Below are 22856 nucleotides of genomic sequence, written 5' to 3'. Positions count from 1 at the left end.
ACATTAACGCAGAAGCTGATTGCGTTAAGGGCGTGGTGGACTTAGGGTCACTAACGCAAGGCCCACTGCGTTAGGGAGCGATATGGACGTCTTCGACAAGATCGCCGGGAAAGCGGCCCTCGCCGCGCCCGACTTCACCAAGCGACTGACCCGGCTCCTCGCCGGCGAGCGCCTGCTCGCGCACTGCCGGGTCGTCCCCGGCGTGCGGCAGGGCGGCGAAGGCTCGATCGCGGCGGCCTTCTCCCGCGACGGCGACCCGCTCGTGCTGTCGGTGTCGGACCTGTACCTGACCTTCTGGGACTTCGGCGCGACGGGCGAGGAGGAGCCGTCGATGACCTCGCAGCTCCCCCGGCGGTACGTGGCCTCCTTCGCCGGCACCGGCGAGCGGGACGGTGACCCGGTCGCGCGGATGGCGTTCACCGACGGGTCCTTCCTCGACTGGCGGCTGATGACCGGCCCGGGGTTCCTCACCGATGCCGGTCTTCCGTCCGGTGACGAGAGCTAGGCGGCCGACGTGTCCGAGAACCTGTTCTTACTGATTCCCGTCGCGGTCCTCGCGATCATCGTCCTCGGCGCGGTCGCCGTCCTCAAGGCGCAGAAGGCCGCGTGGCACCGCTTGGGCACGATGGCGCACGCCGCCCCTCCGGGCGGGTTCCAGCAGTCGCCGCACGAGACCCGGGAGGAGTTCGTCCGGCGGAACTGGCAGCGCTCCGGCGTGGTCGCCAACGGGCCGACCCTCATCGACCTCTACGACCGCGTCCGGGCCCTTGAGCAGCGCCTCGCCGAAGCCGAGCGGCGCCTGGGGCCGCCCGCCTAACGGCCGCCCGCGAGGCCGTGACGCACCGCCCACAGCGCGGCCTCGGTGCGGGAGGCCGAACCGGTCTTGCGCAGCAGGTTCGACACGTGCACGGTCACCGTCCGGATCGAGATGCCGAGGCGGCTGGCGACCTGCTGGTTGGTCATCCCCTCGGCCAGACAGCCCAGGACCTCGCGTTCCCGCGCGGTGAGTTCGGCGCCCGGCGCACCCGCGCCGATGCCCAGCGACGCTCCACCGTCGGGCAGCAGGACCGCGACCCGCGCTTCACCGACCCCGGCCTCCAGTGCGACGCGACCGGCCTCGGTGAGCCCGGCGGCGTGCGCGTCCGGGCTTGCGGCGCCGACGTAGGCGCGCAGCGCCTTCTCGGCGGCCCCGGGCCCTTCGGCGAGCGCGAGGTCGAGTCCGGCCGACGCGCGCAGGACGCGCGGTGCGTCCATCTCGATGGTCTCGGCGGTGAGGCTCCTGCGCAGGCGCTGAGCCCCGTCGCGGTCTCCGGCGGCGGCGTCGAGGCGCGCGGTGAGGGCGATGAGCATCGCGCGTTCGACGCGGTCGGGTTCGATCACGACCCGCTCGGCCGCGAGGGCGCGGGCGTGGACGGTCTCACCGGCCGCGACGGCGGCCTCGGCGGCGGCGACGACGACCGGTCCGGCGCGGCCGCTCAGGTCGTGTCTGGCCAGCGCGGTCAGGTGCTCGTCGAGGACCCGGCGGGCGGCCTCCCCCGACAGACCCGGCAGGCGGACGGCGGCCGAGGCGGCCACGGCCCGGCCGAAGACGACCAGGTCGCGCGCGGCGGCGGCGTAGCGGCGGCCCGCCGCGATCAGGGCGAGCCCGCGTTCGCCGTCGCCGGTCAGCGCGGTGGCGTGGCCCAGGACGGTCAGGGCGGCGGGGTCGGGCTCCGTGGTCAGTTCGAGGGCCTGTTCGGCCCAGCCGACGGCCTCGGCGGGGCGTTCGGCGTACAGCGCGGCCCGGCCGAGGGCGGTGAGGTAGGCGGCCCGGCCGTCGGCCGCCACGCGCGGGGCGATGGACTCCAGCAGGCGGTGCTGTGAGGCTATCGAGCCGCCGTGGCCCCACAGGTCGGCGATCACGCGCTGGGCCTCGACCTTCCCGGCGCCGACGGCCGACGCCGACCACGCCCGCGCGTAGTCGGCGGCCTTGGCGTAGTCACCGACGGAGTGCGCGGCGATGTACGCCTCGCGCGCCAGGCCGGAGTCCCGCACCGGCCCGGCGGCATTGGCGAGCTCCAGGGCCGCGCGGGGACGCCCGGCGGCGAGGTGCGCGGCGACGGCCGGTCGCGGGTCGACCGCACGGCCACAGTGGAGGCCGTGGCGGAACTCGCCGTCGAGGTCGCCGGCGTCGAGTGCTCGCGCGTAGGCGCGGCGGTGGACCTTGGCGCGCAGCGACGGCGGGGCCGTCTGGGCGAGGGCTTCGGCGACCAGCGGTGAGGCGAAACGCGGTTCTCCGGCGCGGTCGCGGACGAAGACGCCCTGCCCGGCCAGGCGCGCGACGGCGTCTTCGGCGTCGCCGCCGCACAGGTCGGTGAGGGCGTCGGTGCGCAGGCTCGCGCCGAGGAGCGCGGCGACCCGGGTGACGCGGCCGTCGGCGCCGTCGAAGCGGGCCGTGGCCAGCGACGCCAGGTAGGGCGGGAGCGGGCTGTCGAGGGGTGTGGCGAGTTCCCGCGCGCGGACGGCGGCGATGATCTCGGTGGTCCAGCGGGCGTTGCCGCCGGTCCGGCGGTGCAGGCCGAGCACCAGGCGCGGGCTCGGTGGCGCGCCGGTGGCGCCGTCGAGGAGTTCGGCGGTCTCGGCGGGGGTCAGCGGCCCGAGGTGGCAGCGGGTCGCGCCGGACAGCTGGGCCAGGACCCGGGCGGCGGTGCCGTCACCCGCGGGACGGCTGGTGACCAGCAGCAGCGCGGGCAGGGCGCGGGCGGCGGCGAGGTCGGCGACGAGGTTGAGGCTCGCCGGGTCGAGGTCGTGCAGGTCCTCGACGAGGAGGACGCCCGGGCCTTCGCCGACGCGGTGGCGCACGACGTCGACGGCCAGGCGCAGCAGCGCGCCCGGCTCGTAGCGGTGGGTGGACGGGCGCTGGGTGAGCCAGGCGAGGGCCTCCGGCGGGGCGGGCAACCCGTCGAGGGACTGACCGTCGAGGGCCGAGGCGAGCCAGTCGTAGGGCGCCGGGCCGACCGCCCGCGCCCGCCCGGCGAGGACCGCCGACGGCTCCATCGCGGCCATGGCCTCGGCGGCCAGGCGGGACTTGCCGACGCCGTCGTCGCCGGTGATGACGACGGTCTCGCCGGTGCCGTCGGCCAGCACGCGGTCCCAGGCCGCGCGCACGGCCGCCAGCTGCACGGCGCGGCCCACGATCGGCCTCGTCCCCATCCGGTTCCCGTCGTCGTCCGTCACGGCCCTGACACCATACGCACAAGTGCGTATGGACAGCCCGGGCGGCGGCGGAGGATGCTGCGTGCATGATCTCGTGGCGTTACGCGGCACTCACCCATCACGGCCTGGTCCGGGCGAACAACGAGGACTCGATGCACGCCGGGCGGCACCTCATCGCCGTCGCCGACGGGGTGGGCGGGGCCGAGGCGGGCGAGGTCGCCAGCGCGCTCACGATCGCGTCGATCTCACCGGTCGACGAGCCGCAGAACGTCGTGGAGATGGCCGACCGGCTGCGCGACGCCGTCGACATCGCCAACGACGCCATCCGGCTGGCGGGCGAGGAGGATCCCGCGATCGTCGGGATGGGGACGACCCTGACGGCGCTGCTGCTGGTCGACGGGAAACTCACGATCGCACACGTCGGCGACTCGCGCGCCTACCGCGTCCGCGAGGGCGAGGTCACCCAGCTCACGCGCGACGACACCTACGTGCAGATGCTGGTCGACAAGGGCAGCATCACCGCCGACGAGGTCTTCACGCACCCGCACAAGTCCTTCGTGACGAAGGTGCTGCAGGGCGAGCCGGTCCAGCCGCATGTCCGGACGATCACGGCCGCCGTCGGCGAGCGGTACATGGTGTGCTCCGACGGGCTGCCCGACGCCGTTCCGGCCGAACTGATCGAGGAGACGCTGCTGGCCGACGGGACGGTGCGGGAGTGCGCCGACCGCCTCGTCGAGCTGGCTCTCGAAGGCGGCGGGCCGGACAACGTGACGGTCATCGTTGGCGAGGTCGAGGAGGCGGCCGAGCCGCGGAAGGGCTTCTTCGCGCGGGTTTTCGGTCGCTAGCACCCTATGTAGATCGGCGATATAGTCGCCGCATGGCGACCGCCCTCCTCGAACTCCCCGTCGACCGCCGACGCGACGCCCGCGCGCTGCGCATGGCCCTCACGGCGGTGGCGTCCCTCGGGCTCGCGCTCATGCTCGGAAGTTTCCTCGGCTGGATGAGCACCGACCTGTCCGCCGAGGACGTCGCCGAACTGGCCGCGCTCGTCGAGACCGAGCGGCCCACCGTCGTCGAGCACGACGTGTTCGACGGCGACCGGCTCGACCCTTCGAAGCTCCCGGCCTGGAAGCTGCTGCTCCTCGGCGACGACAGGTTCGAGGCACCGGTCGACGCCGCCGTCGCGGAGTGGCACTCCTTCGTGCCCGAACCGGATCGGCCGCCATACGCCGCCGCCGCCGAAGAGGGCCTCGCCGCGGCGGGCTGGGAGGTCCTCGCCGATGACGGCGCCCCCGACTTCGTGGAGGCGACCAAGGACGGCGTCACCGTCGACTACTACGTGGGCGCGACCTTCGGGCGCGTGCTGGCCGTACGGGTCGAGCCTCCATCGTGGACGGTCGTGGTCGCGATGGTGGTGCTGCCGATCCTGGTCATGGCCGGCCTGTTCGCCCTGGGCCGCAGGGAGAAGCGGCAGCCGGCAGGGCGACAGCGCCTGTCGCTCGGGCTGAGCATCGCGGGATCGGTGCTCCTGCTGCCCAGCGCGGCCTGCGCGCCGACCTTCTTCGCCGAGGAGGCCTGGACGGCCGGGCGCCTCTACGACCTGCGTCTCGGGCTCCTGCTCAACCTCGGGATCGCGCTGTGGATCGCCGCCGTCGCGCTCGCGGCGATCCCGGCGCGCGCGGATCAGTACAGCGGGAACGCCCAGCCACCCGGATAGAACGGCTCCCGCTCCGACCGGAACGCGAGCGAGGCCGCCGACAGCGCGCCCGGCCGCAACTCGCGGACCCGGCCGGTGGCGGCGAGCGCCGACAGCGTCGTCCCGCCCAGGAACACCGAGCCCAGTTCGGTCGCCGTCAAGGCCAGGCCGGCCTCGGCGGTGGTGCGTTCGCAGGTGACGGTGCCGCCGTCGGCGCGCAACCGGTGGCGGCCGGTGTTCCAGGGGCAGAAGGCGTCGTCGACATCGAGGACCACGTCCAGCGGGGTGGCGTAGCGACGTCCGGCGAGGGCCCTGTCCACGTCGACGAGGCGGACCCACAGGCGGTCGACGACGGTCGAGCGGGCCGCCCGCGGATCGACGAGCAACTCGGGCAGTGCCTCGTCGAGCGCGCCCTCGTACTCGATCCACGGCAGCACGTCGATCCCGGCGAGGAAGCGCCACAGCGCGGCATAGGCCGTCGGCGACTCCGCAGCGAGCTCCTGGACCCGCACGGTCCCGGCGAACTCGCCGAGCGCGTCGACGGCGTTGGCCCGCCGGAACAGGACATAGCCGGTGACCTCGCCGCCGGGTTCGCGGTGGACGGCGAAGCGCAGTGAGGTGGCGCCGTCGCGGGTCCCGGGTTCGTCGAAGAGCCGGCCGTTCCACAGGGTCTCGCTCCGGTCGGCCCAGCCGGCGCGGCCGGGCCACACCCGGTCGTAGACCTTCTCCAGGAGCGGGCGGGCGGCGTCGCGGTCGAGCTGTTCGACGGTGCCGTCGCCGAAGTCGGTGCCGGGCTTGAAGACCATCCCGCGCTTGTCGCAGCGCAACCGGTTGCCGCGTGAGGCGGCGCCGTAGCCGTAGCGGCCGTAGATCGCGGCCTCGGCGGGACGCAGCACCGCGAGGGACTCGGCGCCGCTCTCGTACAGTCCGGTCAGCTGCGCGCGCATCATCGAGGTGAGGATGCCGCGGCGGCGGTGCGTGGGCCCGACGCCGACGGTGGCCACGCCCACGACGGGCATGATCGCGCCGGGCACCGCCAGCAGTCGCGGGTAGATCGAGGCGCCGCCGACGGGCAGGTCGCCGTCGAAGGCGCCGATCGTGCGGGTCAGGTCGGTGGCCGCGCGCTGCTGGGCCAGCTCGGCGTCGGTGCGGTCGACGCTGTAGGTATCGGCGATCATGCGCGCCCAGGGCGTGAACTCGGCGTCGATGACGGGACGCAGGGGGTACGGGTCGGTCATGGGAACGGTCCTCTCAGCGGTGGGCGAGGTGGTCGGCGATGATCTCGTCGAGCCGGCGCAGGGCGCGCTCGACGCGGTCGGGGCGGCCGGCGAAGAAGGGGTCGTCGGGGACCGGCAGCGACGAGGCCAGGCCCCAGCCGCGGGCGCGCGTCCAGGTCGCCTCGTCGACGTCAAGGGCCGCGCGGAAGACCGCGCGGGATGGGCCGTCGAAGAAGGTCCAGGCGGCCAGGACGTCACATGCGGGGTCGGCGACGGCGAGGGTTCCGAAGTCGATGACGGCGCTCAGTTCCCCGTCGGCGGCGAGGATGTTGCCGGTGCCGAGATCGCCGTGCACCCACACCGGCGGCCGGTCCCAGGCGGGCGCGGCCAGCGCCGTCTCCCACACCTCGGTCAGCAGCACGGTGTCGGCCAGGTCGGTCAGCGCGGCGATCTTCGGCCGGACGCGTGCCTCGACGGCGATCGAGTCGGCGGGATCGCCGAGCGGCACGCCCCGGAAGGCGTTGCTCCACTGTGGACCGGGCCCGCCGGTGGCGTCGACGGCCTGGAGCGCGGTGATGAACCCCGCGAGGTCCACCGCGGCCCGCGACGGATCGGCGAGCCCTTCGATGTCGGCGTTCTCACCGTCGAGCCAGCGGTAGATCGACCACCGGTAGGGGTAGCCCTCGCCGGGCGCGCCCATGGCGAGAGGCGTCGAGACGGTCAGGGGCAGGAAGGGCGCGAGCCGGGGCAGCCAGTGTTGTTCGCGCTCGACCTGCCCGGCCCAGCGCTCGTACCGGGGCAGCCGCAGCGACTTGTCGTCGCCGAGCCGGAAGGTCGCGTTGTCCATGCCGGGGGCGGGAACCGGGGTCATGGGCAGCTCGGCCCACTGCGGGAACTGCGACTTCAGCAGCCGCCGGACCAGGGCCTCGTCGATGTCGGTCATGGGTCGAGCCTCGCCGTCTGAACAGGGCGGCCGCATCGGGTGAACACGGTATTTAGACGCCGAACGGCGCCCGCAGGCCTCTGTGGCATGCTTGGCGCCCGTGGTGGCAGGTCGCGTGGTCAGTCCCGAGTTCATCGGCCGTGCCGACGTGCTGTCGGCGCTGCTGGGCGCGTTCCAGGCGGCGGCCGACGGCCCGCGCGTGGCGCTGCTGATCGGCGAGGCGGGGATCGGGAAGTCGCGGATCCTCGCCGAGTTCGCCGCGTCCCTCGGCGCGCGGGTGCGGGTCGTCACCGGCGCCTGCGCCGAGCTGAGCGGGGAAGGACTGCCGTACGCGCCTTTCGTCGCCGTCGCCCGGCGGCTGATCCGCGAACTCGGCGCCGAGACGGTCACCCGGGCGCTGCCGGGGCCCTCAGCGCTGGCCCGGTGGTTTCCCCGGCTCGGGGACCCGGCCGTGGAGGGCGGCAAGCACCGGCTGTATGAGGAGGTGCTGACGCTCGTCGAGCTCGCCGCCGAGGACCGGCCGCTGGTCGTCGCCGTCGAGGACGTGCACTGGGCCGACGCGTCGACGCGCGAGCTGCTGGCCTTCCTGGCGCGCAACCTGTCGGTGCCCGGCGTGCTGCTGGCCGCCACGTCGCGGCCCGGTGTCGGGCCGCTGCTGTCGGAACTGGCCCGCGCGGCGCCGACGACCGAGCTGCGGCTCGACCGGCTGACCCGGCACGAGGTCGGGCGGCAGCTCGCCGCGATCCTCGGCGCCAGACCGGATCCGGCGCTGGTGCGGCGGGTGCACGAGCGCAGCGACGGCAACCCGCTGTTCGTCGAGGCACTGGCGCAGGCCGGTGAACGCACGCCGGAGAGCCTGCGCGAGCTGCTGCTGTACGGGCCGCGCGCGCTGGCCCCGCGCGGCCGCACGGTGCTGCGGGCCGCGGCCGTCGCGGGCGGGCCGGTCGCGCATCCGGTGCTGGAGACCGTTTCCGGCCTCGCCGAGACCGAACTGGACGAGGCGCTGCGGGAACTGATCGACGCGAGTCTGCTGGTGCAGGCCGACGGGGGCTACGACTTCCGGCACGCGCTGATCCGGCAGGCCGTGTACGAGGATCTGCTGGCGGGGGAACGGATCCGGCTGCACACGGCCCACGCCGAGGCGCTGCGGGAGTCCGGAACCCCGGCCGAACTCGCCGCGCACGCCTACGCCGCCGGGGACCGGCCGGGAGCCCTGGAAGCCGCGTGGCGGGCGGCGGTCGCGGCCCACGATTCCTATGCCTACCAACAGGAGGCCCGGCAGCTCGACCGCGTGCTGGAACTGTGGGAGTCGGTGCCGGACGCCGCCGCGCGGATCGGTGCCGACGAGACCGGCGTCCGGATCCGCGCCGCCGAGAGCCGCATGCTCAGCGGCGACTACCCGGGCGGCGTCGCCCACGCCTCGGCCGGGCTCGCCACCGTCGGCGATCCCGAGCGCACCGCGCTGCTGCTGGAACTGCGGGGAAGACTCGGCAACCGGGCCCACGGCGGCGCCATGGACGACTTCGCCCGCGCGCTGGAACTCGTGCCCGGCGCGACGGTGACGCGGGGACGCCTCCTGGGGTTGATGGCGATGGGATCGCTGCACCCCGACACCGCCGGATCCCGGGCGCTGGCGGACGAGGCGCTGCGGATCGGCCGCGAGACCGGCGACGCCGTCGTGCTCGTGCGGGGCCTGCTCGTGACCGGGCTGCTGACCGCCGAACACGCGATGCTCGCCGAGGCCGTCGCGCTGACCGAACGCGAAGGCCTCGACGACCTCCAGGTCACCGCGGCGATGTACGAGGCCATGTACTGGACCGAGGCGGGAGACGGTGCGAGCACCGCGCGGGTGGCGCTGGACGGGTTGCGCCTCGCGCGCCGGCTCGGGATGGGAAGCAGCCGTGGCGCGAGGCTGGCGGGGTACGCCGCCGAGGGCCTGATCGCCGCGGGCCGCTGGGACGAGGCCGGCGCGCTGCTCGACGAGGCACTCGAAGACGAGGCGCCGCAACGGTCCCGGGAGATCCTGCTCGACCTCGCCGGCCACCTCGCGCTGCTGCGCGGGGACGTCGCCGCCGCCCGGGACGCCGCCGACGCCGCCGACGCGATCGCGGCCGTCCTCGACGAGCCGGGCGTGCGACTCTTCCCCCGTTACCGCCTGCGGCTCCTGCTCGCGGGCCCCGCCGACGCCGACCGGATCCTCACCGAAGTACTGGCCGACCCCCTGCTGGACAGGACTTTCAGCAGTGACGCCCGCGCGGTACTCGTCGCCGGCGCACTGACGACGGGCCCCGCCCGACTCGCCGAACTGGCCGAGCGCGCCACGCGGCTGCCACTGTCGGGCCCCCTCGACACCGCCTGGCAGGCCACACTCGACGCACTGACCACAGTGGACGAGCCGGAGCGGTGGACCCGCGCGGCGGAGACCTGGCGGAAGCTCGGACGCCCCTACGAACTGGCCCTGTGCCTGTCGCGGACCGAGGCCGCCCAGATCACCGACCGCCTCCCGCCGAAACCCGACGACTTCGGCCTCACCCCCCGCGAACACGACGTCCTGGCACTCCTCGCGACGGGCCTGAGCAACCGCCAGATCGCCGCCGCGCTCCACATCTCGCCGAGCACGGCCGGCGTCCACGTCTCGAACATCCTGGCGAAACTGGGCGTGCCGACCCGGACGGCGGCAGCCGCGGTGGCCCACGGGCGGGGGCTGGTGGGGTAGGTCAGGGGTGGTGCGCCGCCGGCTGGAGGCGAGTGGTCACGAGGCCGGCCACGCGGGTCAGCCGGTCTGCGGCGGGTGAGGCGGACCCCGACGGCGAAGGCGCCGTGGACGGCTCGGCATGGTCCGGTCGGCGAGCCGGAGGCCGAACGCGAAGACGAGATCGTGCGCCTCCCGCGAACAGGCGGCGCCACGGGCGGTGTCGCCGAGCCGAGCTGTCGGGCGGCCGCGCTCGACGCGGCCGTGCGAGCAGATGAACGTCGCCGATGCGCCGGAGAAGGGGCGCGACACCGGGAGTCCCCACGAGCACGGCATCGAACGGGGGGTGACGGTGGCCATGGAGGAAGGCACGAGTGGGGTCGCGGGCTCGACCATCATGGAGTTCACGTGACCACGCCGCCCCGCACCGGCAACGGCGGAGCGCGGGCGCCGCCTTGAGCCGGAACTCGCGTGCCCGGCCCTAGCGCACCAGCGCCTCCATCAGCCTGTCCAGCTCGCCCGCCGGGTCGGCGGTCATGCCGGTGTGGACCGGGCCGGGCTGGATGATCGTGCTTCTCGGGGCCGTCAGCCAGCGGAAGCGTTCGCCGAGACGCGTCTCGCGGGCGGCGGGACCGCCCGTGGCGTCGCCGCCGCAGACGCGTGTCCAGGCTTCGAGGGCCGTGCGGACGGCGTCGACGTCGACGTCGGGGTGGAGGGCTTGGACGCGGGCCGGGTCGAGGTGTGTGCTCGCGCCGAGGAAGTCGAACATCTGGCAGTAGAGCACGACGCCGACGTTGACGAACTCCTCGCGCTCGACGCGTGGGACGAGCCGGATGGCGGCGTAGGCGAAAGGCTTCTTCACGAGGTCACCACCGTCGGGAGCCACGCCTCGTGGGCGGCGGCACGGGCCAGGAGGTGCGAGCGGTAGGCGCCGCGCACGTCGTCTGAGCCGTCGTGGTCGGGCGAGTCGAGCCAGGCGCCGGGAACCAGGGCCAGCACCTCGTCGAGCAGGGCTGCGGTGATCTTCGGCGCGAGGTCCGCGTCGGCGCCGGGCACGTCGGAGGCGAACGCGGCCAGGACATGGTCGTCGGCCTTGAAAGGGCGCGCGACCACCGCGCTCGCGCGGGCCCAGTTGTGATGGAAGTAGAGGCTCGCGCCGTCAGATATTCGTGATGTCACGAACCTCTGACCGTCATGCGGGCGAGACCACTGTCAGGCCGTGGTCGGCGGCCGCCGCGGCGAGGCGCTTGTCGTAGGTGACGAAGTGTGAGAGGGCGGCACCGAGGCTGAGTGCGGCGGCGACGTGCAAGGCGTCGAGCGAGCGCAACCGTGTCCCCGGCGAGAGTATTCCCGCGCTCTCGCACACCACCGCCGGCAGTGCGATCAATGCGCGGCGCTTGAGCCAGTGGTTCGCTCGGATATGAGTCTCAGGGTCGGCCTCGATGACATGCAGCCCTCGCCGCAACTCCGTGTGAGTGAGGTGGCTCGTGATCGTTTGCGCTGTCGTCTGTTGTCCGAGCCAGCTCTCCAGGGCTTCCGACTCCGCCTCGTCCTTGAACAACTTGATCGCGGCACAGCTGTCGAGATAGATCAAACCCATCAGAAGCGCTCTTCTTCGCGGAGAGCAATGATCGCTTCACTTCCGAGAAGGCTTCCGGGCCGGGACGGCTCACGCGGAATCCCCACATCCTCAGACGCCGACGGCAGCGTCTCCAATGCGACCGGATCGAGGATGCCTTCCGCGATCGCCCGCGCCAGGGCCTCTTTCGCAGGATCCGGAGGCGTGATCCGCCCGACTTCCTCGCCCCGCCGAGTGACGACGAAACTCTCTCCGCGTCGGGCACGGTCGAATACCTCAGCAGCGTTTCGCTGAAGATCGCGGATGGTGATGTGCTCCTCGCGCACGTCGGCACTCATGTCATCCATGTTAACAGCATGACAGGCAGCAATCGATAACGCATGACAACATGGATGCTCGCCTAACCAAGCCGCACCAGCGCCTCCATCAGCCTGTCCAGCTCGCCCGCCGGGTCGGCGGTCATGCCGGTGTGGACCGGGCCGGGCTGGATGATCGTGCTTCTCGGGGCCGTCAGCCAGCGGAAGCGTTCGCCGAGACGCGTCTCGCGGGCGGCGGGACCGCCCGTGGCGTCGCCGCCGCAGACGCGTGTCCAGGCTTCGAGGGCCGTGCGGACGGCGTCGACGTCGACGTCGGGGTGGAGGGCTTGGACGCGGGCCGGGTCGAGGTGTGTGCTCGCGCCGAGGAAGTCGAACATCTGGCAGTAGAGCACGACGCCGACGTTGACGAACTCCTCGCGCTCGACGCGTGGGACGAGCCGGATGGCGGCGTAGGCGAAAGGCTTCTTCACGAGGTCACCACCGTCGGGAGCCACGCCTCGTGGGCGGCGGCACGGGCCAGGAGGTGCGAGCGGTAGGCGCCGCGCACGTCGTCTGAGCCGTCGTGGTCGGGCGAGTCGAGCCAGGCGCCGGGAACCAGGGCCAGCACCTCGTCGAGCAGGGCTGCGGTGATCTTCGGCGCGAGGTCCGCGTCGGCGCCGGGCACGTCGGAGGCGAACGCGGCCAGGACATGGTCGTCGGCCTTGAAAGGGCGCGCGACCACCGCGCTCGCGCGAGCCCAGTTGTGATGGAAGTAGAGGCTCGCGCCGTGGTCGATGAGCCACGGCCTCTGGTGCCACATCAGCATGTTCGGGTTGCGCCAGGAGCGGTCCACGTTCTCGGTGAAGGCGTCGAGCCACAGGATCCGCGACGCGAGTTCCGGCTCGACGGTGTGCACGGCCGGGTCGAAGCCGAGCGAGCCGGGCAGGAAGTCCATGCCCAGGTTGTCGCCGACGCTGGCCAGGAGCAGCTCCTGGACCTCCGGGTCGGGCTCCCCGCGGGCGATCAGCTCGTCGAGGCCTACGACGGCCAGGTCCGGCACGGGCAGGCCGAGGCGGCGGGCGAGTTCCCCGACGATGACCTCGGCGACGAGGGCCTTGGGACCCTGACCGGCGCCGCGCCACTTGACGACATAGGTGCCGAGGTCATCGGCCTCGACGAGACCCGGGAGCGACCCGCCCTCCTTGAGCGGGGTCACGTAGCGGGTGGCGGTCACAGACGGCAACATGACGTCAGCCTACGGAACGTTGATCGCCGGGCCGCCCTCATGCCGGACTTCGCGATCACCCCCGCCGGTGTCGGCGCGCGCCATCGGCACGCGTCGCGCGACCCGCTGTCTACAGTGGATGGATGGCGCGTGAGTGGCTCGACGTCCCCTATGCCGAGAAGGACCAGGCGAAGGCCGTCGGCGCACGGTGGGACCCGCGCGAGAAGCGTTGGTACGCACCCGACGTGGTGACGCCTGAGTTGCGGCGGTGGGCGGCGCTGCCGGATCTGCCCGGGACCTTTCCGGGCGAGGATCGCGGGTTCGGCGCGGGCCTGTTCGTCGATCTGGTGCCGAGCAGCTGCTGGTTCACCAACGTCCGTTCCTGTGTGCCGCAACGGGACTGGGAGCGGATCCGCCGCGTGGTCACCGGCCGGGCGGCACGGCGCTGCGAAGTGTGCGGCGAGGCCGGGCAGCGGCTCGACGTGCACGAGCGCTGGGCCTACGACGACGCTCGGCGCGTGCAGGCGCTGCGCCGGCTGATCTGCCTCTGCGAGCCCTGCCACGAGGTCACGCACATCGGGCTCGCGGGGATCCGGGGTCGCGCCGACGCCGCCGTCGCGCATCTGCGTGCGGTCACGGGGATGTCGGGCGCGGAGGCCGACGCGCACGTCGAGGACGCCTTCGCGGTGTGGCGGCGCCGGTCGGCGCACACCTGGACGCTCGACCTCGGCATGCTCACCGACGTGGGCGTGACCGTGGCACCGCCGCCGAAGCCCGGCGAGCGCGCGACGATCGCCGAGCAGACCTTGTTCTAGCCCGCCGCCCGGGCCAGCACCGACTCCGCCCGGGCCAGGCCGGGGCGGGAGCCCCAGCGTTCGTGCAGGGCGACGGCCTCGGCGGCGGCGGTCGTGGCCGCGGCGGCGTCGCCCGCGGCGAGATGGGCCTCGGCGAGGACGGTGAGGGCGTTGGCTCGCGGGATCCGCAGGCCGCGTTCGGTGGTGAGCGCGACGACCCCGGCGGCGTGGTCGAGAGCGGCGGCGACGTCGCCTTTCCCACGGGCCGCCGCCGACAGCAGGATCCGGGCGTCGGCGGCCACCAGCGGCGACGACATCTCCTCCGCCATGCGCAGCGCCTCCGCGGCGAGCGATTCGGCGCGGGCGGGGTCGGCCATCGCCATCGTGGTGAGCACCCACGCCTCGGTGCGCTTGGCGCCCATGTCGCGCGCCATCGTCAGGGCGCGGGTGGCGGCTTCGACCGCGGCGGCGAACTCACCGGTGGCGACATGGACGCGGGCGAGGTTGTCCAGGTTGGACATCTCGACGGAGGTGAGCCCGTTCTCGGCGCCGGAGGCGGCGCCCTCGGTCGCGGCGTCGCGGGCCTCGTCGAATTCGCCGATGTCGATGAGGATCAGCGACAGGTTCCCCAGGCTCACGCCGATCAGCGTCGCGTCGGTGCGCCGCTTGAAGTCCACGGCCTCCCTGCACACCGACTCGGCCACGCGCAGGTCGCCCGCCTGCCAGTGCATGATCGCGGCGGTGTCGAGGGCGGCCACGAACATGCGCTCGTTGCCGAAGTCGGCGGCGAGGGCCCGGGCCTCGGCGGCCGTGGCCGCCGCGGAGTCGAGCTCGCCGAGGTCGGCGAGGGAGTGCGCGCGGTACAGGAGCGTGTCGATCTCGCGGTGGCGGTCGCCGGTCTCGCGCAGGGAGGGCAGCGCGCGGCCGAGGAAGTCGGCGGCGGCGCCCGAGTCCCCCGCCCTGCGGGCGGCGAGGCCGCGGTTGTGCAGGAGGACGCCTTCGGCGCGCGGTTCGGCGGTCGGCATCAGCTCGTCGAGGATCGCGGCCCAGTCGGCGGGGTTGGAGCGCATGTACAGCTCGCCGCTCAGGGCGTCCATGAGGCGCCAGCCGCGGCCGTCGTCGTCTGGTTCGCGCACGGCGGCGAAGAGATTCGGCAGTTCCGCGGTGATCCACGACTGGGCGGCATCGCTGTCGGCGAAGGGTTCGGCGGCGACGGCGGGATCGAAGTCCACCGGCGGAGGCGGCACCGCCTTGGGCCGCACGAGGCGGTGAGCGTCATAGGCGCCGTGCAGGTAGTGCTCACGCAGCCGGCCGAAGGCCTCCGGTTCGTCGGCCAGTTCACGGGAGTACTGCCGCAGCAGGTCGTGCATCGTGTACCGGTCCTCCCCCACCGGGACCAGCAGGTGCGCCGAGGCGAGCCGGGCCAGGGAACGCGCGGCCGAGCGGCGGTCGGTGCCGGCGAGCGCGGCGGCGGCGCCGAGGGTCAGGTGCGGACCGGGGACCGTCCCCAGTAGACGGAAGAGCCGGCGGACGGGCTCGGCGAGGGCGTCGTAGGAGTGCCCGAAGACCGTGCGGACGGCCGATTCGGGGTCGCCGTCGACGGCGAGGGAGTCGAGGCGGGCCTCGTGGAGGTCGGCGTTGAGTGCCGCGATCGTCCGCCGTGGACGCTCCACAAGGGACGCCGCCGCGATGCGCAGGGCGAGTGGCAGCCCGCCGCAGAGTTCGGTGAGCGTCGCGGCGGCGTCGGGGTCGGCGTCGACGCGGTCGCCGACGACGCGGCGCAGGAGCGCGAGGGACTCGGCGGCGTCGAGGACGTCGAGCGGTACGCCCTGGGCGCCGTCGCGGGCGACGAGGCCGGTGAGGCGGTCGCGGCTCGTCACGATCGTCAGGCACGCCGGGTCGCCGGGCAGCAGCGGCCGGACCTGGGCGGCGGTGCCGGCGTTGTCGAGCACGACGAGCATGCGACGCCCGGCCAGGAGTGAGCGGTAGCGGCCGACCCGGCCGTCGAGTCCGGTGGGGATCTCCACGCCGGGGACGCCGAGCGCCGACAGGAACAGGCCGAGCGCCTCGGCGGGTTCCATGGGGGCGCGGTCGCCGTGGCCGCGCAGGTCGGCGAAGAGCTGACCGTCGGCGAAGCGGCCGGGTTCGGCGCGCATCGTCTCGCGCGCCCAGCGGACGGCCGTGGCGGTCTTCCCGACGCCCGCCATGCCGGTGAGGAGGACGACGCCGTCGGTCTCGGCGTCGAGGGCGGCGAGGGTGTCGGCGCGGCCGGTGAATCCGGGTGGCGCCGAGGGGAGCTGCCGGGCGACCTTGTCGTCCATCGTGGACGGTGCGGTCTCGTCGTCACGGCGCAGGATCCGCTGGTGGAGGGCGCGCAGGGATTCCGGGGGGTCGATGCCGAGTTCGGTGACGAGGCGGTGCCGGGTGTCGCGGTAGACGTCGAGCGCTTCGGCGGTGCGGCCGGTGCGGTGGAGGGCCCGCATGAGTTGTTCGGCGAGGCGGTGGGTCCAGGGGTATTCGATGACGAGTTCGGCGAGTTCGGTGACGAGTTCGGCGTGGCGGCCGAGGGCGAGTCCGGCGTCGGCGCGGGCGACGAGGGCGGAGAGGCGGAGTTCGTCGAGGCGGACGGCGGAGCCGCGGAGGATCTCGGTGTCGGCGAACTCGCCGTAGGCGGGGCCGCGCCAGAGGTGCAGGGCCTCGGTGAGGAGTTCGGCGGCTTTCGCCTGGTCGCCTTCGGCTTGGGCGGCGAGGCCGTCGCGGTGGAGTTGTTCGAAGCGGTCGCGGTCGATTTCGCCGGGGGTGGTGTGGAGGACGTAGCCGGTGGGGCCGGCGAGGAGGCGGTCGGCGTCGCCGAGGACGGCCCTTAAGCGGTGGGCGTGCCAGCGGAGGGTGGTGCGGGCGGCGTCGGGCGAGTCGGGGCCCCAGAGCGCGTCGACGAGTTCGGCGGGGGAAACGGGGCGGCCGGCGCGGCTGAGGAGGACGGCGAGGAGGAGCCGTTGTTTGCGGCCGTTGACCGGGATGATTCCGGCGCCGGTTTCGACGGTGAGGGGCCCGAGCACGCCGAATCGCATAACGAAGACTCGCACGCGCGTGTGCGACTCTCCAAACGCGAACCCAACGCCCTGGTGCGAGGGTGGCTTCGGGAAGGAACGACCGCGCGGTGGGCGGTGCGCGAGGAACCCGCGCCGTCGCCGTGACTGTCCGGTCGTTGTCGGGGCGAGTGTTCTCCGGTATCGGATCCGGTGACGGGATGGATCCGCGCTGTGCGCCCCGGGGCGCGCCGGTGGCCGTGATCGGGGGATCCGGGCCGGTGTTCCCTCCGTCCGAGGTCGCGCCCGTCGTTCGGTCCGTCGTTCGCGCCGGGCAGACGGGGGCGGGCGCGACTCGGCCGGTTCGACGCCCCGTCGGGGATCTGGAGGGGATGCCCGCCGGGGTCCGCGGCCCCGCCCGGCGCCCGGTAGGGCAGGGCGCCGGGCGGGGGTGCGGGTCGATGGCGCACACACCCCGCGCAATCCTGGCTTCGAGCCTCCGTCCGGTCCACCATGGACACATGGTGTTTCCGGGGCGCGAGCATGTCGTGGTCGTTGGTGCGGGGGTTGCCGGGTTGGCGGCGGCCGCCGCGTTGTCGGGCCGGTTCACACGGGTGACGGTCTTGGATCGTGACGCCTTGGGTGATTCACCGGTGCCCCGGCGGGGGGTGCCGCAGAGCGAGCACGGCCACATCCTGCTCTCGGCCGGCGAGCAGGCGCTGGGCGAGCTCTTCGGCGGCCTCAGCGACGACCTCGTCGGGGCGGGGGCGGTGCCCTTCGATCCGGGTTCGCAGATGTCCTTCTTCCGCTGGGGTGGCCGGTGGCCGGACATTCCGACGGGTCTGCGGCTGATGAGTCTCAGTCGTCCGCTGCTGGAGTGGGCGGTGCGGCGGCGGGTCGCGGGGCTGGCGAATGTCGAGATCCGCGACAGGGTGGCGGTCGGTGATCTGACGGGTGCCGAGGGGACCGTCACGGGCGTCGTTCTCGACGACGGGAGCGAACTGGCCTGCGACCTGGTCGTCGACTGCACCGGGCGGGGCAGCCGTTCCGACCGTTGGCTGTCGGCGCTGGGCGTGCCCGCGCCGCGGGTCACGGAGGTGAAGATCAACGTCGGGTACGCGACGCGCCTGTTCGAGCGGCTGCCCGGCGACATCGACGACGTCGTCTGCCACTTCGCGCTTCCCTCGCCGCCCGGCGAGCGCCGGGCTGGTCTCGCCCTGCCGATCGAGGGGGACCGCTGGCTCGTCTCGATGGGCGGCTGGCACGGCGACTTCCCCGACGGCGACGAGGCGACCTTCCGCGACCACGCCGAGAGCCTGCCCCTGCCGGCCTTCGCGCGGCTGATCGGTGAGCGCGAGCCGCTCTCCGACATCGCGGTGTGCGGGCTGCCGTCGAGCCGCCGCCGGCACTTCGAGGAACTGAACCGCCTCCCGGCGGGCTATCTCGCGCTCGGCGACTCGGTGTGCAGCTTCAACCCCATCTACGGCCAGGGCATGACCTGCGCGAGCCTGGAGGCCCTCGCGCTGGGCGGCCTGCTCGACCGTCACGAGCGCGTCGACGCCGACGTCGCCGCCGAGTTCTACCGCGAGGCCGCGCGCATCATCGCCACCCCGTGGCAGTTCGCGGTCGGCGGGGACTTCGCCTACCCGCAGACGCGCGGGGAGCGGCCGCGCGCCATCGGACTGCTCAACTGGTTCTCCCGGCAGATCCAGCTGGCCGCGATGGTCGACCCGCCGACGCGCCGCCTCTACGTGGAGGTGCAGCAGCTCCTGACGCCCCCGACTGCCCTGCGCAAGCCAGGCAGGGCGGCCCGGATCCTACGCCAGGCGGGCCGCGCGCGACGCGAGATCGCGGCAGGCCGCCACAAGCCGTGAAATCCGGCGTGAACCCGCCTGTCGGCAACCCGACGGGCACGCTCCACTGTGCACTTCTGCCGGTCGGGAGGCACTGATTCGGGAGTCGAAAAGGTGCCCGGCGTCATACCGTCGAATGAGATTTCCGAAGTCGACCGCAACTCTTGGGGGCGGTTGCGCGTTTGTCTACACGGAAGGAGCAGTCAATGTCTGATTCAACGGGCGGCCCGCGGGCCACCGCACTCCTGGAACGCACCACGGGGATCGAGATGAACGAATCCACCACGGTGTCCGTTCCCGACTCCCCCGCCGAGCTGTGGGTCTCCACCAGCCGGCCGGTAAGCGCGACGTGCGCGTCCACCTGGGATCACGTGTCGGCCGACACCGCGTCCTGGGTCGCACCACCGGTCACGTTCTGCTCCGCATGACACCGGCACGCCCCATTCACGGTGTGTGAGGAATGCGGGCGGACAGCGGAAAGCAACGCACGCAAGGCGACGGCCCCGACCATTCCCGGTCGGGGCCGCCTTCATGCCTTCAGATTCTTCAGCAACCCGGCAGACGCTCGATGAGGTAGGTCTCGACATTGTCGAGCGAGACCCGCTCCTGCTTCATCGTGTCGCGGTCGCGGACCGTCACCGCGTTGTCCTCAAGCGTGTCGAAGTCGACCGTCACGCACAGCGGCGTGCCGATCTCGTCCTGACGGCGGTAGCGGCGGCCGATGGCGCCGGCGTCGTCGAAGTCGACGATCCACCGCTTGCGCAGGTCGGCGGCCAGGCCCTTCGCCTTCGGCGAGAGCTCGGGGTTGCGCGACAGCGGCAGCACCGCCGCCTTGACCGGCGCCAGGCGCGGGTCGAAGCGCATGACGGTCCGCTTGTCCATGCCGCCCTTGGCGTTCGGGGCCTCGTCGACGTCGTAGGCCTCCAGCAGGAACGCCAGCACCGAACGGGTCAGGCCGGCCGCGGGCTCGATGACGTACGGCGTCCAGCGCTCGCCCTTCGCCTGGTCGAAGTAGGTGAGGTCGGCGCCGGAGTGCTTGGAGTGCGTGGACAGGTCGAAGTCGGTGCGGTTGGCGATGCCCTCCAGTTCACCGAACTCCGAGCCGCCGAACTGGAAGCGGTACTCGATGTCGATGGTGCGCTTGGAGTAGTGGGACAGCTTGTCCTTGGCGTGCTCGTAGCGGCGGAGGTTCGCCTCCGACAGGCCGAGGTCGATGTACCAGTTCCAGCGCTCGTTGATCCAGTAGTCGAACCACTCCTCGTCGGTGCCCGGCTCGACGAAGAACTCCATCTCCATCTGCTCGAACTCACGCGTGCGGAAGATGAAGTTCCCGGGCGTGATCTCGTTGCGGAAGCTCTTGCCGATCTGGGCGATGCCGAAGGGCGGCTTCTTGCGCGCGGCGGTCTCGACGTTCTTGTAGTTGATGAAGATGCCCTGCGCGGTCTCGGGCCGCAGGTAGTGCATGCCCTCCTCGCTCTCGACGGGGCCGAGGAAGGTCTTCATCATGCCGTTGAACATCTTCGGCTCGGTGAAGGCGCCGCGGGTACCGCAGTTCGGGCAGGCGAGGGAGGTCAGGCCGCCCTCGGGGAGCTTGCCGTCGTGCTTCTCGGCGTAGGCCTCTTCGAGGTGGTCGGCGCGGAAGCGCTTGTGGCAGGACTGGCACTCGGTCAGCGGGTCGGTGAACTCCTTGAGGTGACCGGAGGCCTCCCACACCTGGCGGGCGAGAACGACGGCGGAGTCGAGGCCGACGACGTCGTCGCGCTGCTGGACCATCGCCTTCCACCACTGGCGGCGGACGTTCTCCTTGAGCTCGACCCCGAGCGGACCGTAGTCCCACGCCGATCGTGTACCGCCGTAGATCTCGCTCGACGGGAAGACGAAACCGCGGCGTTTGGCGAGACTGACGAGAGCGTCGATACGGTCTTGGGACATGGGGATTAACTCCATCCGGCTGGGGGTCGGCGGGTCGCCACCGGGGATAACGTCCCTGGCGGCCGGTAGGTTACGTCGCTCAGCGTACTTCCGCGCCTGAACGCCCTGCGAGGGGATATCAACGGGTGCCGGGTCGCGTACGTCACGGTCGCCCGCCGCTCCCGAAGGCCCGGCGGTACTCACTGGGCGGTACACCCCGCCGCCGGACGAACCGTTCGCGCAGCACGGCGGCGCTGGCGTAGCCGACCCTGCGCGCGACCTCTTCGAGGGGCAGCGCGGTCGTCTCCAGCAGGCGTTCGGCCTCGTTGAGGCGTTGCGCGAGCAGCCAGGCGTGCGGGCTCGTACCGGCCGTGGCGGTGAACCAGCGGTTGAAGGAGCGTTTGCTCATCAGGACCCGGCGGGCGAGGGTGTCGACGGTCAGCGGGCGCTCCAGGTTGGCCAGCATCCAGTCGCGCAGGCCGGACAGGCGCGGGTCGCCGCTCTCGGCGGGGACGGGCGCGGCGAGGTACTGCGCCTGACCGCCTTCGCGGTGGGCGGGCAGGACGAGGTCGCGCGCGACCGCGGCGGCCGTGGCGGCGCCGTATTCACGGCGGAGCAGGTGAAGGCACAGGTCGAAACCGGCGGCGGCGCCCGCGCCGGTGACGACGGCGCCCTCGTCGACGTAGAGCGCGGTCGCGTCGACGCTGACCCGCGGGTGCCGTTCGGCGAGCAGGCCGGCGAAGCGCCAGTGGGTGGTGGCGCGGCGGCCGTCGAGGAGCCCGGCGGCGGCCAGGGCGAAGGCGCCGACACAGTGGGCGGCGACGACGGCGCCTCGGTCGGCGGCGGCCCGCAGCGCGTCGAGGGCGCCCGCGTCCGGCTGCTCGCGGAAGGCGGCCCAGGGCAGGGCGAGGACGAGGTCGGCGGTGGCGAGACGGTCGAGGCCGTGTTCGACGGCGAGGGGCACACCGAGGTCGGTGCGGACGGGGCCGGGATCGTCGGCGCACAAGGCGAAGTCGAAGCCGGGCCGGCCGGAGAAGACCTCGGTGACGACGCCGACGGCGAGCATGCCGACGCCCTGTGGGGCGTAGGCGGCGACGCGGGGGAAGGCGGGCATGGAGCAATCATGGCACGAAAACTGCGATCGTCGGCATATGTGCCACTGGCCGGGCCTCCGCCGGGCGGGCAGGCTCTTGGCATGAGCGACGCACCGGCCGGACGCACGGCCTCCTACACGATCCTGACCACCGGTTACACCACCTCGACGGGTCCCGGCGTGGCCGCCACCGTCTCCCTGGTCGTCGACGGCGACCTGCGCATCATCGTCGACCCCGGCATGGTCGCCTCTCCCTCGCGGATCCTCGACCCGCTGGCCGTGCTGGGCCTGTCCGCCGGCGACATCACCGACGTCGTGCTGAGCCACCACCACCCCGACAACACCATCAACGTGGCCCTGTTCCCCAACGCCCGCGTCCACGACCACAAGGCGATCTACCGCGCCGACCAGTGGACCGACCGCACCGCCGAGGGCTACGCGTTCACGCCCTCGCTGCGGCTGATCGAGACGCCCGGGCACAGCCCCGAGGACATCACCCTGCTCGCCGGGACGCCCGAGGGGGTCGTCGCCTTCGCCGGTGACCTGTGGTGGCGCCCGAACGGCCCGGCCGACGACCCCGTCGCGCCCGACCGCGCGCTCCTGCGCGCCAACCGCGAGCGCGTGCTGGCCGCCGCCGACGTCATCGTCCCAGGGCACGGCGCGGCGTTCCCCGCCGACGCCGACGCGCCGCGCTGACCGGGAGTCAGTGCGTGAGCCACCCGCAGACCGACATGCCGGCCTGTTCGTCCTTCGACTGGGCGGGTTCGCTGACGACGTACACGTCGACCGACCATCTCCCGCCCGAGCTCTTGGTGATCGCGACAGGCACGTAGGTCAGGCCGTCGGCGTCGTAGGCCGTGCGCTGGAGCCCGTAGCGGCCGTCCGAGGGCAGCAGCAGCTCCCACTCCGCCTGGAACTGCGGCCGCGTGATCTCTTGCTGGGCCTCGACGCACATCTGCTGGTAGGCACTGTCGAAGTCGCCGGCGGAGACGTCGTCGAGGAAGGCGGTCACCGCGGCCTGGGCCTTCTCGTTCATGTCGCGCTCGAACCAGGAGAACAGCCCGGTCAGCCCGAGGAGCGTGCCGGCGCCGCAGACGGCGAGCGCCAGGACGCCGACGACGATCGTGATGGCGAGGCGGGTGTTGTTGCGGTCCTTGGGGGGTGCGAGGAAAGGCGCGCGCACGCCCGGGCCGCGCGGTGGGGGCGGGGCGGGGGGTGCGGGCAGCGGGATCCCGCCGGTGATCGGGCCCAGCGAGGATCCGACCGGCGGGAAGGGCTGCTGGCCGCCCGAGGAGCCCGGGTAGGGCGGGGGCGGCGAACCCATCGAGGCCAT

The 22856-nt window shown here is 73.1% G+C and carries 23 protein-coding genes; 10 read left to right on the top strand and 13 right to left on the bottom strand.

Translation table 11 applies throughout. From position 1 onward, the window contains the following. The first annotated feature begins 82 nt into the window (after positions 1–82). Entirely contained in the window at positions 83–505 is a 423-nt protein-coding gene (locus HNR73_RS09710) for a hypothetical protein (protein WP_184787025.1), read from the top strand. A gap of 9 nt (positions 506–514) precedes the next feature. Beyond that, complete coding sequence (locus HNR73_RS09705; RefSeq protein WP_184787024.1) at positions 515–817, top strand: hypothetical protein; 303 nt, start codon at positions 515–517, stop codon at positions 815–817. Here the strand turns inward: HNR73_RS09705 and HNR73_RS09700 are convergent. After that, positions 814–3216 (bottom strand): helix-turn-helix transcriptional regulator, encoded by a 2403-nt coding sequence (locus HNR73_RS09700; RefSeq protein ID WP_184787023.1) that lies wholly within the window; start codon positions 3214–3216, stop codon positions 814–816. The genes HNR73_RS09705 and HNR73_RS09700 overlap by 4 nt on opposite strands. Before the next feature lie 65 nt (positions 3217–3281). Here HNR73_RS09700 and HNR73_RS09695 point away from each other — a divergent pair, with 65 nt between their 5' ends. Then, positions 3282–4040 carry a PP2C family protein-serine/threonine phosphatase gene (locus HNR73_RS09695; protein ID WP_184787022.1) on the top strand — a complete coding sequence of 253 codons (759 nt, stop codon included), beginning with the start codon at positions 3282–3284 and terminating at the stop codon, positions 4038–4040. A gap of 32 nt (positions 4041–4072) precedes the next feature. Continuing rightward, complete coding sequence (locus tag HNR73_RS09690; RefSeq protein ID WP_184787021.1) at positions 4073–4912, top strand: hypothetical protein; 840 nt, start codon at positions 4073–4075, stop codon at positions 4910–4912. Here HNR73_RS09690 and HNR73_RS09685 read toward each other — a convergent pair. Continuing rightward, the gene (locus HNR73_RS09685) at positions 4879–6129 is read right to left on the bottom strand and encodes a GNAT family N-acetyltransferase (protein WP_184787020.1); all 1251 of its coding nucleotides are present in this window, start codon (positions 6127–6129) and stop codon (positions 4879–4881) included. The two genes, HNR73_RS09690 and HNR73_RS09685, sit on opposite strands and share 34 nt — an antisense overlap. 13 nt (positions 6130–6142) lie before the next feature. After that, the gene (locus HNR73_RS09680; RefSeq protein WP_184787019.1) at positions 6143–7051 is read right to left on the bottom strand and encodes an aminoglycoside phosphotransferase family protein; all 909 of its coding nucleotides are present in this window, start codon (positions 7049–7051) and stop codon (positions 6143–6145) included. 100 nt (positions 7052–7151) lie between these two features. Here HNR73_RS09680 and HNR73_RS40655 point away from each other — a divergent pair, with 100 nt between their 5' ends. Continuing rightward, positions 7152–9767, top strand: coding sequence for an ATP-binding protein (locus HNR73_RS40655; RefSeq protein ID WP_184787018.1), 2616 nt, complete (start codon positions 7152–7154; stop codon positions 9765–9767). Between the two features lie 250 nt (positions 9768–10017). Further along, positions 10018–10155 carry a hypothetical protein gene (locus tag HNR73_RS09670; RefSeq protein ID WP_184787017.1) on the top strand — a complete coding sequence of 46 codons (138 nt, stop codon included), beginning with the start codon at positions 10018–10020 and terminating at the stop codon, positions 10153–10155. Positions 10156–10224: 69 nt separating this feature from the next. On the opposite strand, the gene HNR73_RS09665 is transcribed toward HNR73_RS09670, so the two are convergent. The 6 genes from HNR73_RS09665 to HNR73_RS09640 form a co-directional block, all read right to left on the bottom strand. Beyond that, complete coding sequence (locus HNR73_RS09665) at positions 10225–10605, bottom strand: DUF3037 domain-containing protein (protein WP_184787016.1); 381 nt, start codon at positions 10603–10605, stop codon at positions 10225–10227. Continuing rightward, a complete protein-coding gene (locus HNR73_RS09660) occupies positions 10602–10922 on the bottom strand; it encodes a hypothetical protein (RefSeq protein WP_184787015.1) in 321 nt (106 codons plus the stop codon). The genes HNR73_RS09665 and HNR73_RS09660 overlap by 4 nt, the downstream gene beginning before the upstream one ends. A gap of 13 nt (positions 10923–10935) precedes the next feature. Next, positions 10936–11343 (bottom strand): type II toxin-antitoxin system VapC family toxin, encoded by a 408-nt coding sequence (locus HNR73_RS09655; protein WP_184787014.1) that lies wholly within the window; start codon positions 11341–11343, stop codon positions 10936–10938. Beyond that, entirely contained in the window at positions 11343–11660 is a 318-nt protein-coding gene (locus tag HNR73_RS09650) for a type II toxin-antitoxin system Phd/YefM family antitoxin (protein ID WP_184787013.1), read from the bottom strand. The genes HNR73_RS09655 and HNR73_RS09650 overlap by 1 nt, the downstream gene beginning before the upstream one ends. Before the next feature lie 62 nt (positions 11661–11722). Beyond that, a complete protein-coding gene (locus tag HNR73_RS09645; protein WP_184787012.1) occupies positions 11723–12109 on the bottom strand; it encodes a DUF3037 domain-containing protein in 387 nt (128 codons plus the stop codon). After that, positions 12106–12864, bottom strand: a complete 759-nt coding sequence (locus HNR73_RS09640) for a HipA family kinase (RefSeq protein ID WP_184787011.1) — start codon at positions 12862–12864, stop codon at positions 12106–12108. The genes HNR73_RS09645 and HNR73_RS09640 overlap by 4 nt, the downstream gene beginning before the upstream one ends. Positions 12865–12986: 122 nt before the next feature. Between HNR73_RS09640 and HNR73_RS09635 the strand changes: the two genes are divergently transcribed. Then, entirely contained in the window at positions 12987–13658 is a 672-nt protein-coding gene (locus HNR73_RS09635) for a DUF5710 domain-containing protein (RefSeq protein WP_184787010.1), read from the top strand. Here the strand turns inward: HNR73_RS09635 and HNR73_RS09630 are convergent. Further along, positions 13655–16723, bottom strand: a complete 3069-nt coding sequence (locus HNR73_RS09630; RefSeq protein ID WP_184787009.1) for an AfsR/SARP family transcriptional regulator — start codon at positions 16721–16723, stop codon at positions 13655–13657. The genes HNR73_RS09635 and HNR73_RS09630 overlap by 4 nt on opposite strands. A 581-nt stretch (positions 16724–17304) precedes the next feature. Here HNR73_RS09630 and HNR73_RS09625 point away from each other — a divergent pair. Both HNR73_RS09625 and HNR73_RS09620 read left to right on the top strand, forming a co-directional pair. Next, positions 17305–18540 (top strand): NAD(P)/FAD-dependent oxidoreductase, encoded by a 1236-nt coding sequence (locus tag HNR73_RS09625; RefSeq protein WP_239122113.1) that lies wholly within the window; start codon positions 17305–17307, stop codon positions 18538–18540. Positions 18541–18725: 185 nt separating this feature from the next. Then, positions 18726–18947 (top strand): hypothetical protein, encoded by a 222-nt coding sequence (locus HNR73_RS09620; protein WP_184787007.1) that lies wholly within the window; start codon positions 18726–18728, stop codon positions 18945–18947. Between the two features lie 118 nt (positions 18948–19065). On the opposite strand, the gene HNR73_RS09615 is transcribed toward HNR73_RS09620, so the two are convergent. Further along, a complete protein-coding gene (locus tag HNR73_RS09615) occupies positions 19066–20451 on the bottom strand; it encodes a glycine--tRNA ligase (protein ID WP_184787006.1) in 1386 nt (461 codons plus the stop codon). A gap of 142 nt (positions 20452–20593) precedes the next feature. Next, a complete protein-coding gene (locus HNR73_RS09610; RefSeq protein WP_203686133.1) occupies positions 20594–21544 on the bottom strand; it encodes a GlxA family transcriptional regulator in 951 nt (316 codons plus the stop codon). Between the two features lie 81 nt (positions 21545–21625). Here HNR73_RS09610 and HNR73_RS09605 point away from each other — a divergent pair, with 81 nt between their 5' ends. Further along, positions 21626–22219: an MBL fold metallo-hydrolase gene (locus HNR73_RS09605; RefSeq protein WP_184787005.1), complete on the top strand. Its 594-nt coding sequence runs from the start codon at positions 21626–21628 to the stop codon at positions 22217–22219. A gap of 7 nt (positions 22220–22226) precedes the next feature. On the opposite strand, the gene HNR73_RS09600 is transcribed toward HNR73_RS09605, so the two are convergent. Then, positions 22227–22856 carry a hypothetical protein gene (locus HNR73_RS09600; RefSeq protein ID WP_184787004.1) on the bottom strand — a complete coding sequence of 210 codons (630 nt, stop codon included), beginning with the start codon at positions 22854–22856 and terminating at the stop codon, positions 22227–22229.

It is taken from the genome of Phytomonospora endophytica (assembly GCF_014202425.1).
In the GTDB taxonomy this organism is placed as follows: domain Bacteria; phylum Actinomycetota; class Actinomycetes; order Mycobacteriales; family Micromonosporaceae; genus Phytomonospora; species Phytomonospora endophytica.
Note: the sequence above shows the minus strand (reverse complement) of the source record. Positions and strands in the feature narration are given on the sequence as shown.

Excerpts from the sequence above, each read along its gene's own strand:
- HNR73_RS09710 (WP_184787025.1), top strand. The coding sequence starts at position 83 with ATGGACGTCTTCGACAAGATCGCCGGGAAAGCGGCCCTCGCCGCGCCC.
- HNR73_RS09695 (WP_184787022.1), top strand. The coding sequence starts at position 3,282 with ATGATCTCGTGGCGTTACGCGGCACTCACCCATCACGGCCTGGTCCGG.
- HNR73_RS09690 (WP_184787021.1), top strand. The coding sequence starts at position 4,073 with ATGGCGACCGCCCTCCTCGAACTCCCCGTCGACCGCCGACGCGACGCC.
- HNR73_RS09685 (WP_184787020.1), bottom strand. The coding sequence starts at position 6,129 with ATGACCGACCCGTACCCCCTGCGTCCCGTCATCGACGCCGAGTTCACG.
- HNR73_RS09680 (WP_184787019.1), bottom strand. The coding sequence starts at position 7,051 with ATGACCGACATCGACGAGGCCCTGGTCCGGCGGCTGCTGAAGTCGCAG.
- HNR73_RS09670 (WP_184787017.1), top strand. The coding sequence starts at position 10,018 with ATGAACGTCGCCGATGCGCCGGAGAAGGGGCGCGACACCGGGAGTCCC.
- HNR73_RS09655 (WP_184787014.1), bottom strand. The coding sequence starts at position 11,343 with ATGGGTTTGATCTATCTCGACAGCTGTGCCGCGATCAAGTTGTTCAAG.
- HNR73_RS09650 (WP_184787013.1), bottom strand. The coding sequence starts at position 11,660 with ATGAGTGCCGACGTGCGCGAGGAGCACATCACCATCCGCGATCTTCAG.
- HNR73_RS09640 (WP_184787011.1), bottom strand. The coding sequence starts at position 12,864 with ATGTTGCCGTCTGTGACCGCCACCCGCTACGTGACCCCGCTCAAGGAG.
- HNR73_RS09635 (WP_184787010.1), top strand. The coding sequence starts at position 12,987 with ATGGCGCGTGAGTGGCTCGACGTCCCCTATGCCGAGAAGGACCAGGCG.
- HNR73_RS09620 (WP_184787007.1), top strand. The coding sequence starts at position 18,726 with ATGTCTGATTCAACGGGCGGCCCGCGGGCCACCGCACTCCTGGAACGC.
- HNR73_RS09615 (WP_184787006.1), bottom strand. The coding sequence starts at position 20,451 with ATGTCCCAAGACCGTATCGACGCTCTCGTCAGTCTCGCCAAACGCCGC.
- HNR73_RS09610 (WP_203686133.1), bottom strand. The coding sequence starts at position 21,544 with ATGCCCGCCTTCCCCCGCGTCGCCGCCTACGCCCCACAGGGCGTCGGC.
- HNR73_RS09605 (WP_184787005.1), top strand. The coding sequence starts at position 21,626 with ATGAGCGACGCACCGGCCGGACGCACGGCCTCCTACACGATCCTGACC.
- HNR73_RS09600 (WP_184787004.1), bottom strand. The coding sequence starts at position 22,856 with ATGGCCTCGATGGGTTCGCCGCCCCCGCCCTACCCGGGCTCCTCGGGC.